Source organism: Streptomyces sp. NPDC048370, assembly GCF_043200825.1.
Lineage (GTDB): Bacteria > Actinomycetota > Actinomycetes > Streptomycetales > Streptomycetaceae > Streptomyces.
In genome coordinates, this window is sequence record NZ_JBICYI010000001.1 from 58,219 (window position 1) to 69,707 (window position 11,489).

The 11,489-nt window shown below is 73.1% G+C and carries 9 protein-coding genes; 3 read left to right on the top strand and 6 right to left on the bottom strand.

Translation table 11 applies throughout. The features are described 5' to 3' along the window. Positions 1-5: 5 nt before the first annotated feature. Both ACGFYP_RS00250 and ACGFYP_RS00255 read right to left on the bottom strand, forming a co-directional pair. Complete coding sequence (locus ACGFYP_RS00250; RefSeq protein ID WP_393485031.1) at positions 6-776, bottom strand: aquaporin; 771 nt, start codon at positions 774-776, stop codon at positions 6-8. A gap of 32 nt (positions 777-808) precedes the next feature. Then, entirely contained in the window at positions 809-1,117 is a 309-nt protein-coding gene (locus ACGFYP_RS00255) for an ArsR/SmtB family transcription factor (RefSeq protein WP_393485032.1), read from the bottom strand. Between the two features lie 84 nt (positions 1,118-1,201). Here ACGFYP_RS00255 and ACGFYP_RS00260 point away from each other — a divergent pair, with 84 nt between their 5' ends. Beyond that, positions 1,202-1,618 (top strand): arsenate reductase ArsC, encoded by a 417-nt coding sequence (locus ACGFYP_RS00260; RefSeq protein ID WP_393485033.1) that lies wholly within the window; start codon positions 1,202-1,204, stop codon positions 1,616-1,618. A 239-nt stretch (positions 1,619-1,857) separates the two neighbouring features. Here the strand turns inward: ACGFYP_RS00260 and ACGFYP_RS00265 are convergent, their stop codons facing one another. The 3 genes from ACGFYP_RS00265 to ACGFYP_RS00275 form a co-directional block, all read right to left on the bottom strand. After that, entirely contained in the window at positions 1,858-3,264 is a 1,407-nt protein-coding gene (locus ACGFYP_RS00265; RefSeq protein ID WP_393485034.1) for a M1 family metallopeptidase, read from the bottom strand. A 43-nt stretch (positions 3,265-3,307) separates the two neighbouring features. Further along, positions 3,308-7,213 (bottom strand): Pls/PosA family non-ribosomal peptide synthetase, encoded by a 3,906-nt coding sequence (locus tag ACGFYP_RS00270; RefSeq protein ID WP_393485035.1) that lies wholly within the window; start codon positions 7,211-7,213, stop codon positions 3,308-3,310. Between the two features lie 187 nt (positions 7,214-7,400). Continuing rightward, complete coding sequence (locus tag ACGFYP_RS00275) at positions 7,401-9,239, bottom strand: glycoside hydrolase family 15 protein (protein ID WP_393485036.1); 1,839 nt, start codon at positions 9,237-9,239, stop codon at positions 7,401-7,403. A 227-nt stretch (positions 9,240-9,466) separates the two neighbouring features. On the opposite strand from ACGFYP_RS00275, the gene ACGFYP_RS00280 reads away from it, so the two are divergent. Together ACGFYP_RS00280 and ACGFYP_RS00285 are read left to right on the top strand one after the other, a co-directional pair. Further along, positions 9,467-10,651, top strand: a complete 1,185-nt coding sequence (locus ACGFYP_RS00280) for a serine hydrolase domain-containing protein (RefSeq protein ID WP_393485037.1) — start codon at positions 9,467-9,469, stop codon at positions 10,649-10,651. A gap of 100 nt (positions 10,652-10,751) precedes the next feature. Then, the gene (locus ACGFYP_RS00285) at positions 10,752-11,291 is read left to right on the top strand and encodes a hypothetical protein (RefSeq protein WP_393485038.1); all 540 of its coding nucleotides are present in this window, start codon (positions 10,752-10,754) and stop codon (positions 11,289-11,291) included. Positions 11,292-11,313: 22 nt separating this feature from the next. Here ACGFYP_RS00285 and ACGFYP_RS00290 read toward each other — a convergent pair whose 3' ends face one another. Then, a complete protein-coding gene (locus ACGFYP_RS00290) occupies positions 11,314-11,442 on the bottom strand; it encodes a hypothetical protein (RefSeq protein ID WP_393485039.1) in 129 nt (42 codons plus the stop codon). Between the last annotated feature and the right edge of the window lie 47 nt (positions 11,443-11,489).

Below are 11,489 nucleotides of genomic sequence, written 5' to 3' on the forward strand. Positions count from 1 at the left end.
GCGCGTCACTCGGCCTGCGTCTTGCCGCGCATGAAGATGACCGCGACCAGAGCAAGGCCCGCTGCCGCGCCGATCAGCTGCATGCCGACGAACGCCGGGACCGAGGCAGGCGCGATCCCCGCGAAGGTGTCGGTGAAGGCCCGACCCATCGTGACCGCCGGGTTGGCGAAGGACGTGGACGAGGTGAACCAGTAGGCCGCGCCGATGTACGAGGCGACCGCGACGGGTGCGAAGCGGAGCCGGTCGGTACGGGCCAGGCCGAAGATCAGCAGGATCAGGCCCGCCGTCGCGACGACCTCCCCGAGCAGCAGGTTCCCCGCCGAGCGGTCGTGCGTGGACCACTCCACGAGCGGCTCGCCGAACATCGCGTCCGCCAGCACGGCGCCCGCGATCGCGCCGAGGATCTGGGAGGGGACGTACGCGGCGAGCCCACGGGCGTTCACGCCCGCGCCTCCACGGCGGGCGGTCCACCACTCGGCCAGGGTGACCGCCGGGTTGAAATGCGCACCGGAGACCGGGCCGAGGAGGGCGATCAGGACGCCGAGTCCGAAGACGGTGGCGGTGGAGTTGGCGAGGAGCTGCAGCGCGACGTCGTCGGTGAGATCGGTGGCCTGGATGCCGGAGCCGACGACGATCGCCACCAGGGCGGCGGCGCCGACGAACTCGGCGGCGGCCCGGGCGACCAGCGGCGTACGGGGCGGGGTGGCGCCGGGCGCGGGCTGCGGCGACGTGTCGGTGGCTATGGCGTCGCTCGCGGCGGGCTCGGTGGCGGTCACGGGCAGGTACTCCTCGGCAGGTGGGCGAGAGGCTACGGGCAGGCTCTCTTGGCGGCGGCGTTGGCGCGCGCGGTCTCGGCGAGGGCGGCGAACTGCCCGGCCAGGGCTTCGATGACGTCCGGCTTCAGGCGGTAGTAGGTGAACCGGCCGCAGGGCTCGGTCTCGACCACCCCGGCCTCTCGGAGCACCTTCAGATGGTTGGAGAGGTTGGTCTGCCTGGCACCCGTCTCCTCCACGAGGTGGGTGGTGCACAGCGTCTCGCGGGCGAGCAGGGTCACGATCTGGAGGCGCAGAGGATCACCCAGCACCCGGATCAGATCAGTATCGACTGACGTCATCATGGACTGATACTGTCACATCACCCGACGCTGATACCAGCCTGGGCTGGCGGCAGCCCTGATCCATCCCTGCCCGAGGAAGAACCGATGACTGCTCCCCTCGCCTCCGTCCTCTTCGTCTGCGTCCACAACGCCGGCCGCTCCCAGATGGCCGCCGGATTCCTCTCCCACCTCGCCGGCGACCGCATCGAGGTCCGCTCCGCCGGATCCGTCCCGGGCGACCAGGTCAACCCGGCCGCCGTCGAGGCGATGAAGGAGGTCGGCGTCGACATCTCCGACCGGAAGCCGAAGGTCCTGACGACCGAGGCCGTCCAGGCGTCGGACTACGTCATCACCATGGGCTGCGGCGACGCCTGCCCGGTCTTCCCCGGCAAGAAGTACCTCGACTGGGTCCTCGAAGACCCGGCCGGCCAGGGCGTCGAGGCCGTCCGCCCGATCCGCGACGAGATCAAGAGCCTCATCGAGGGCCTCATCGCCGAGATCGACGCGCAGAAGCAGGCGTAACCCGGCGAGCGGACCACGACGGCCCGCGGGGGCTCCGTCCCTCCCCGTTGTGCGCGACGCACAAGGCACGCCCGGCCGGGTGGGAGTCGGCACCGGATCGTGGCGGATGGCCGAGCACGGCCCATCCCCGGCCGGTGGTCCTCGTCCACGGCGTGCTCGACCCCGCGAACGCCACCCGGACGGGCTGCCGCGTCCTCCCGTGACCCGCAGCCGACCCGCTGCCGGCCCGCCCCTGACCGCTACGCCGAAGCCGTCCCCCGGCCCGCCCGGCCGCCGTTCGTCGGTGGGTAGCCGGGGCGGGCCGGGATCGGCGCCGCGCCGTACGGGGAGGGCAGGGGCGGGAGGGCCCCCTCGTGCAGCCAGGCCCTCAGCAGGTCCTCCACCGGCTCGGTGGCGTAGCGGGCCACATGGGCGGTGAAGCCGCTCGTGGTGACGACGCCGTGGCGGTGGACGGTCGCCCAGTCGCGCAGCATGCGGAAGAACGCGCCGTCGCCGAGGGCGCAGCGGATCGCGTGCACGGCGAGGCCGCCGCGCTCGTAGAGGCGGTCGTCGAACATCAGCTTGCGGCCCGGGTCGGCGAGGATCAGGTCCTGTGGCTGGGTGGAGAGCAGCCGGTGCGCGGTGGCGGCGAGTTCCTGCGCCGAACGGCCGCCGGAGCGTTCCGACCAGAGCCACTCGGCGTACTTGGCGAGGCCCTCGTTCAGCCAGATGTGGCGCCAGTCGGCGATGGTCACGCTGTTGCCGAACCACTGGTGCGCGAGCTCGTGGGCGACCAGGCGCTCGGAACCGCGCGCGCCGTCGACGTGGTTGGCGCCGAACAGGGACAGGCCCTGGGCCTCCACGGGGACGTCGAGTTCCTCGTCGGCGACGACGACCGTGTACTCGCCGAAGGGGTACGGCCCGAACAACTCCTCGAACAGCTGCATCATCGCGGGCTGCCGGGCGAAGTCGCGGGAGAAGCGCGGCAGCAGGTGCGCCGGTACGTGGGCGCTCTGCGGCACTCCGCCGAGCCCGGGGTCGCCGAGCAGCACCGTCTGGTGCATGCCGATGGAGAGGCCGACGAGATAGCTGGAGGTCGGCGCGGACTGCTCGTAGACCCAGGTGGTCGTGCTGGCCTTGGTGGTACGGGTGAGCAGCCGGCCGCCCGCCACCACGGTGTACGCGGAGGGGGTGTTGACCGAGATCTGGTACGAGGCCTTGTCGGCAGGGCGGTCGTTGCAGGGGTACCAGGAGGGCGCGCCGACGGGCTGGCTGGCCACCAAGGCGCCGTCGGTCAGCTCCTCCCAGCCGAGGCCGCCCCAGGGGCTGCGTACCGGCTTGGGGTTGCCCGCGTAGTGCACCTCGACGGTGAAGGCGGCGCCTGCGGGCAGCGGCTTGGCCGGCCGGAGGCGGAGCTTGCCGGCGCGGTGGGTGTAGTGCGGCGCCCGGCCGTCCACGAGGATCCGGCCGACCTTGAACTCGCCCAGGTTCAGGTGGAACTCGGTGAGCGGGGCCCGTCCCGCTATGGCGCTGATCCGGGCCGTCCCGGCCAGCCGGTTGGGGCCCGGCCGGTATTCCAGCGCGAGTTCGTACCGGTGCGCGCGGTACCGGGAGTCGCCGTTGGCCGGAAAGTACGGGTCCGACGCCGTTGTCTGCTGGCCGCTCACTGCCGCTTACGCTCCCTGCCCTGTGCTGTGCTGGTACTGCCCGTCAGGGCCGCCACGCCTCGATCGGATTGCCCAGCCAGCGGGTGTCGGCGGGGACCGATTCCCCGGCCATCACGAGAGAGGCGGGCCCCAGCGTGCTGCGGGCCCCGACCGAGCTGCCGGGCAGGACGATTCCGCCCGGGCCCAGGGTGGCGCCCTCGCGGAGGACCACAGTATCCGTCCTCAAGATCCGGTCGTGGAAGAGGTGGGTCTGCAATACGCAGCCTCGATTCACGCTGACCGCGTCGCCGAGCACCACCAGGTCCGTCTCGGGCAGCCAGTAGCTCTCGCACCACACGCCCCGGCCGATCCGGGCACCGAGCCCGCGCAGCCACAGGGACATCACGGGGGTGCCGGGCACGGCGCCGATCAGCCACGGCACGGCGAGGACCTCGACGAAGGTGTCGGCCAGCTCGTTGCGCCAGACGAAGCCGCACCAGAGCGGGTGCTCGCCGGTCCGGTGGCGGCCGACCAGCAGCCACTTCGCCACTACCGAGGTCAGGCACGCGGCGACACCGGCGGCGAGGAGGACCGCCCCGGACAGCAGCGCGGTGCCGAGGACCCCGAGACCGCTCGTCGTGATCAGGGCGCAGAACGCCGCCACGGTGAGGACCGCGAGGGCGGCCGAGCAGAACACCGGCACGAGTCGGCACAGCTCCACGAGGCCGCGCGCCCACAGCAGCCGCGCGGGCGGGTCGTACGTGCGGCTCTGGTCGGAGTCGGCGGCGGAGCGCGGCAGCTTGACCGGCGGCAGGCCCAGGTACGAGCTGCCCTTCTTCGCCTTCTTCGGGGTCGCGGACAACACGCCGACCAGGCCGTCGTCCGGCACCGTGCGGCCGGGGGCGGTCATGCCGGAGTTGCCGAGGAACGCCCGGCGGCCGATCTCGGAGTGGCCGATCCGTACCCAGCCGCCACCCAGCTCGTAGGGCGCGGTGAGGGTGTCGTCGGCGAGGAACGCGCCCTCGCCGACGGTGGTCAGGCTCGGCAGGGCGAGCACCGTGGACACCTCGGCGCCCCGGCCGATCTTCATGCCGAGCAGGCGCAGCCAGACCGGGGTGATCAGTCCCGCGTAGAGCGGGAAGAGGGTCTCCCGCGCCAGGTCCATGAGCTGGGTGACCGTCCAGGCCTGCCAGGCGACCCTGCTGTGGGTCGGGTGGCTTCCGGTGCGCAGCCCGAGGCTGAGGAGCCGGACCGGGACCAGGACGAGCGCCGCGTACGCGAATCCGTAGGCGAGCGCCCCGGGCACCACGGCGAGCAGTGCTCCTCGCAGGGCATCGGCGAGTCCGGCGTCGGCGGGCACGAAGCGGCTGACGACGAGCAGCGCGGGCAGGGCGGCGAGCACGGGCAGGGCGGTCAGGCCGAAGCCCGTCGCTCCGTATATGGCCCGCCAGCCGACCGCGCGCGGCGGGCGCTCCTTGGGCCAGTTGCGCTTGGCCTTGCCGAGCTTGACTGCGGGGGCGCCGGCCCAGCGCTGGCCGGTCGGGATCGTGCCGACCACGGCGGATCCAGGGGCCACCTCGGACCGCTTGGCGACCCGGGCCCCGGGGAAGAGGATGCTGCGGGTGCCGACGACGGCGCCCGCGCCGACCTTGACCGGGCCGATCTCCAGGCGGTCGCCGTCGAGCCAGTACCCGGAGAGGTCCACCTCGGACTCGACGGCGCAGCCGCGGCCGAGCTTGAGCATGCCGGTGACCGGGGGCAGCGAGTGCAGGTCGACGTCGGGGCCGACCTTGGCGCCGAGCGCGCGGGCGTAGCGCTCCAGCCAGGAGCCGGTGAGGGAGGTCGCGCCGACGCACTCGGCCAGCCGCTCGGCCGTCCACAGCCGCAGGTGGACGCTGCCGCCGCGGGGGTGGCGGCCCGCCTTGACTCCGCGCAGCAGCAGCCGTGCGCCGCCCGCCGCGATGGCGAGTCGGCCGGGCGGGCTGAAGAGCAGTGCCGCGCCGGCGGCGACGAGCCACCAGGAGGCGGTCGGCGCCCACGGGTAGGGCCCGAGCCAGTGCAGGACGTTGCCCAGGGCGAGCAGCGCGACGGTCCAGCGCAGGCCGACCACGGTGAAGAGCGGGAGCAGCAGGACCGACTGCGTGATCTTGGCCCGGAGCGGGACCGGGGCGACGGTCCTGGCCGCGCCGTCGTCCTGGACGGACTTCTCCAGGCGCCGGGCCAGCTTGCGCAGGGTGGGCTGCTGGTAGATGTCGAGGACGGCGGCGCTCGGGTAGCGGGTGCGCAGCCGGGTGGTGAGCTGGGCGGCGGCGAGGCTGTTGCCGCCGATGGCGAAGAAGTCGTCGGTGGGTCCTGCGACGGTCACGCCGAGGGTCTCGCTCCACTGCTCGGCGAGCCAGGCCTCGGTGCCGTACAGCTGCTCGACGGGGCCGGTGGTCTCCAGGTCGGGCAGGGGCCAGGGCAGCGCGTCGCGGTCCACCTTGCCGGAGGTGCGGGTCGGCAGCTCGGCGACCGGGGCGAGCAGCGGTACGAGGGCGGCGGGCAGCTCGGCGCGCAGCCGCTCGACGGCGGCCGCGTGGTCCCAGCCGTCCTGCGTGACGAGATAGCCGACGAGCAGCTGGTTGCCGCCGCGCGCGGTGCGTACGGCGGCGGCCGCGCCGGCGACACCGGGCAGGCCCTGCAGGGCGGCGTCCACCTCGCCCAGCTCGATCCGGCGGCCGCCGAGCTTGATCTGCTCGTCGCCGCGGCCGAGGAAGACCAGGCCTTCCGGTTCGGCGCGGACGAGGTCGCCGCTGCGGTAGGCGCGCTCCCAGCCGAGGGATTCCAGCGGGGCGTACTTCTCGGCGTCCTTCTCGGGATCGAGGTAGCGGGCCAGGCCGACGCCGCCGATCACGAGCTGACCGCTGCCACCCATGGGCACCGGCTCGCCGGACTCGTCGACCACGGCCAGTTCCCAGCCGTTCAGCGGCAGGCCGATCCGAATCGGTTCCTCACCGGTCATGAGGGAGGCGCAGGCGACGACGGTGGCCTCGGTGGGGCCGTACGTGTTCCAGACCTCGCGGCCCTCGGTGACCAGCCGCTGGGTCAGCTCGGGCGGGCACGCCTCGCCGCCGAAGATCAGCAGCCGGACCTCGTCGAGGGTCTCCGGCTCCCAGAGCGCGGCCAGCGTGGGCACGGTCGAGACGACGGTGATCTCCTGCTCCACCAGCCAGGGACCGAGGTCGGCGCCGCTGCGGACCTGGGAGCGGGGTACGGGCACGAGGCAGGCGCCGTAGCGCCAGGCGAGCCACATCTCCTCGCAGGAGGCGTCGAAGGCGACGGAGAGCCCGGCCATGACCCGGTCGCCGGGCCCGATCGGCTCCTCGACGAGGAAGAGCGCGGCCTCGGCGTCCACGAAGGCGGCGGCGCTGCGGTGGCTGACGGCGACGCCCTTGGGCTTGCCGGTGGAGCCGGAGGTGAAGATGATCCAGGCGTCCTGCTCGGGTCCCGGGCGCGCGGCGGGGGCACGGTCCCCCGCTCCCCCGGTGACGTCGACGGACTGTCCTGCGCCGAGCACCGCGCGGACCCCGGCCTCGCCGAAGACGAGCTCGGCCCGCTCGTCCGGGTCCTCGGCGTCGACCGGCACGTAGGCGGCGCCCGCGGCGAGGACGGCGAGGATCGCCACGTACAGCTCGTTGGTCCCGGACGGCACGCGGACGCCGACCCGGTCGCCGAGGCCCACCCCGGCGGCCGCCAGGGCGCGCCGCCTGCGCTCGACCTCGACGGCCAGCGCGCGGTAGGTCAGCCGAGCGGTGCCGTCGTCCAGGGCCAGCTCGTCGGGGTGGGCCCGGACGGACTCCTCGAAGATGTCGATCAGGGTGCGCGCGGGCGCGGCGGGACCGGCCGAGAACCGGGCGTACTTCCCGGATTCCTCGCGCGTGTCCGCGTCGTCGAGGAGGGTGAGCTCACCGCTCTGAGGTGTGGCTGCCATCGGCCCTCACGTCTCGTTCCCGGCGTCATCCGGGTCGTCGGCGGAGCCCGGGTCCGCCCGGGTTGTTCCGTTCCGACGCCAAACAGCCCGCCAGTCTAGTCAGTCGAGGTGGAATTTCTCGTCGACGCCTTGCGCGTGGCCGGGAAGGGGCGGTAATAGGGGCGCGTCGTCGGGTGCGTCGGGGTGGTCATCGTGGCGGGTTCCAGGCGGCGGCGGCCTTGTCGAGTTCCTCGTCGAGGGCCATGGCCGCCGTGATCAGGGCGAGGTGGGTGAACGCCTGGGGGAAGTTCCCCAGTTGTTCGCCGGTCGGGCCGATCTCCTCGGCGAAGAGTCCGACGTGGTTGGCGTACGTGAGCATCTTGTCCATCGCGTACCGGGCCTGCTCGAGACGGCCCGCCCGGGCCAGCGCCTCGACGTAGAGGAAGCTGCAGAGGGAGAAGGTGCCCTCGGAGCCGCGGAGGCCGTCGGGGGACGCCTCCGGGTTGTAGCGGTAGACGAGACTGTCCGTGACGAGTTCCCGGTCCATCGCGTCCAGGGTGGCGAGCCAGGAGGGCGCCTTCGGCGAGATGAAGCCGACCAGGGGCATGAGCAGCAGCGACGCGTCGAGGACCTCGCTGTCGTAGTGCTGCACGAACGCCTGCCGCTCGGGGTTCCAGCCGCGTTCCATCACCTGGACGAGGATCGCGTCACGCTGCGCGATCCAGCGCGGCAGATCGGCGGGGCGGGCGTACTCGGTGGCGAGCCGGATGCCCCGGTCGAGGGCGACCCAGCACATCAGCCGGCTGTACGTGAAGTCCTTGCGGCCGCCGCGGGTCTCCCAGATCCCCTCGTCGGGTCGGTCCCAGTTGCCGGCGAGCCAGTCGAGGAGCGCGGCGAAGCCCTTCCATCCCTTGTATCCGGCGAGTTCGGCGAGGTCCGGGGAGTGGGTCATGGCGTAGGCGAACTCGCCGTAGATGTCGAGCTGGAGCTGGTCGGCCGCCCCGTTCCCGGCCCGTACGGGAGCGGAGTCGCGGTAGCCGGACAGGTGGTCCAGGATCTCCTCGGACAACTCGGGGTCACCGTCGATCCGGTACATGATCTGCATCGGTTCGCCGCCGGACGGGCGGGGCCCGCGGAAGCGGTCGCCGAGCCAGCGGCGGAAGGCGTCGGCCTCCTCGATGTAGCCGAGGTCGAGGAGGACGCGCACGGAGAGGGACGCGTCGCGGATCCAGGTGTAGCGGTAGTCCCAGTTCCGCTCGCCGCCGACCTGTTCCGGGAGGCCCATGGTGGCGGCGGCGACGGGGGCTCCGCTCGGGGCGTAGATGAGCAGTTTGAGGGTGATGGCCGAGCGGTTGACCATGTGCTGCCAGCGGCCCCGGTACCGGCAGCGACGGATCCACAGGTGCCAGTAGGCGTGGGTCTCGCGCAGCTCCTCCTCCAGCGTCGGCGCGGTGACGGGCGCGGGGCCGGCGGCGCCCGGGGAGGAGGTCTCCAGGACGATCCCGGCCCGCTCGCCCTGCCGGAGGGTGACGGTGGCGCGGACGTCCTGGCCGTCGGCCTCCAGGGGGACGGAGCTGCGCAGGTGCACGTCGAGGCCCGGGCCGTGGAAGGTGGCGGCGTCGCCGTCGAGGGTGAGGGTGTGCGGGGCGCGGCCGTAGTCGAAGCGGGGTCGACACTGGATGTCGAAGGTGAGGGTCCCACGCACGACGCGCAGGGCGCGGACCATGCGGTGCCGGTCGGTGGCCACGTCCGGCCGCTCGTCCACCGGCATGAAGTCGACGACTTCGCCGACGCCTTCCGGGGTGAGGAAGCGGGTGATGAGGACGGCCGTGTCGGGGAGGTAGAGCTGGCGGACGGTCACGTCGTCGCGGGCGGGGGCGATGGTGAAGTGGCCGCCGCGTTCCTGGTCGAGCAGGGCGGCGAAGATGCTCGGCGAGTCGAAGCGGGGTGCGCAGAACCAGTCGACCGCGCCGCCTGCGGAGATCAGGGCGGCGCTCTGGAGGTCGCCGATCAGTCCGTGGTCCGCGATCGGTGGGTAACGGGGCACGAAGGACCTCGCTTCCGCCGCACGCCGGCTCCGGGGGCCGGAGCGGCTCTTGGTCCTCGCTCCACGCAACGCCCCGTCGCCCGCTTCGGCAACACGTGTCGCCCGACCGGGCGAACGGCCGCGGCGGACGCGCGCGGGCGTGCGGGCATGCGGGCCGGTACGCGCCCCCTTCCCGCCGGTCCGACCAGTCGGTATGTTGCGGGCACTGCCGAGCCCTTGGAGGCCCCATGTCCGAGCCCGACCCGGCCGGTTCGCCGGTCCCCGCGATCGAGGGGCACTGCGACCCACGGTTCGCCGCCGTACGGGACGCCTTCGAGGCCAACTTCCGTACGAAGGACGAACTCGGCGCCGCGGTGACGGTCCAGGTCCACGGCGAGACCGTGGTCGACCTGTGGGGCGGCTGGGCGGACGCCGCCCGTACGCGCCGCTGGGAACGCGACACCGTCGTCAACGTCTGGTCGACCACCAAGGGCGTGACCGCGCTCTGCGCGCACCTCCTGGCGGACCGCGGTCTGCTCGACCTGGACGCGCCGGTCGCCGCGTACTGGCCCGAGTTCGGCGCGGCGGGCAAGGAGACGCTGCCCGTACGGTTCCTTCTCTCCCACCGCGCGGGGCTCTCCGGGCTTCGCGAGCCGCTCACCCTCGCGGAGTTCTACGACTGGGAGGTGACGACCGCCCGGCTCGCCGCGATGGAGCCGTGGTGGGAACCCGGCACGCGCTCCGGCTACCACGCGCTGACGTACGGCTTCCTGGTCGGCGAGGTGATCCGACGCGTGACCGGACAGCTGCCCGGTGCCTTCCTCCGCCAGGAGATCACCGGGCCGCTCGACATCGACTTCACCATCGGCCTGCCGGACAAGGAGGCGGACCGCGTGGCCGAGCTGGTGCATCCCCGGGTCTCTTCGGCGAGCGAACAGGCCGCGCTCTTCGCCCAGTTGGCTCCCGCCGCGCAGGCCGCCCTGGCCAATCCGCCGGTCGGTGTCACCGAGGCCAACAGCTCCGCGTGGCGCGCCGCCGAACTCCCCGCCGCCAACGGCCACGGAACGGCCCGCGCGGTCGCCGCGTTGTACGGCGTGTTCGCCGGGCGCGGCCGGTCGGACGGGCGCGTGATCCTCTCCGAAGCGGCCGCCGAACGGGCCCGCGAGGGCCAGGGGTCCTGCCGGGACCTGGTGCTCGGCGCGGGCTTCGCCCACGACACGGAGTGCGCCCTCGGCCTCTGGCTCAGCGGCCCCAACGCCTCCTACGGCCCCAACCCGCGCGCCTTCGGCCACGACGGCTTCGGGGGCTCCTTCGGCCTGGCGGACCCGGAGGCGGGGGTCTCCCTCGGCTACGTCATGAACCGCATGGGCCCTCACATCGCCGACGACCCGCGCAAGATGGCCCTGATCGAGGCGGTGTACGCGGCGCTCTGACGGGACTCCGACCCGGCTTCGGCTCGAGCCGACCACGGCGCTCGACGCGACATGAGAAATCCCCTCGCCCGATCCGGTCACCGGCTGGCACGGTGCCTCCATGACTCACGCAGAGGTGCTGCTCATCGGAGGACGTGCCGGTGTCGGCAAGACGACGGTCGGCTGGGAGGTCTCGGCGCGGCTGCGGGCGGCGACGGTCCCTCACTGCGTGCTGGAGGGGGACTACATGGGCCAGGCGCACCCCGCTCCGGAGGGGGATCCGCACCGCGTAGCGCTCGGCGAGCGCAACCTGACGGCGATCTGGTCGAACTTCGCCGAGCTGGGCTACCGCCGCCTGGTCTACACGAACACGGTGAGCGTGCTGCCGGGAAACACAGCCATGTTCCAGCGCGTCATGGGAGCGGACGTCAGGATCATCCGCGTCCTGCTCACCGCCTCCGACGTCACGGCGGGTGAGCGCCTGGCGGGCCGGGAGCTGGGCTCGGAGCTGGAGCAGGAGCTCGCCGGCAGCGCGCGTAAGGCGCGTCTTCTGGACGAGCAGGCGCCGGAGGGCACGGTGCGGGTGGCGACGGACGGGCGCTCCGTGCTCGACATCGCCGGCGAGGTGGTGGCGGCCACCTGCTGGCTGACCCGTACCTGAGCCTTGCGGCGCGACCTGACCCTTACGGCGCGTCGATGATCTTGCCGTCCTTGTCGAGGGTGTGGGTACGCCAGTACACGTCCCACTTGTCGGCGGCGAGGGCGAACCCCCGTGCGGTGGTGGGGCGGTGGGTGCTGCGGGGCGTGGACATCGTGGTCTCTCCTGTCGGTCGGCGTGGGCACCACCCTCGCCGACCGT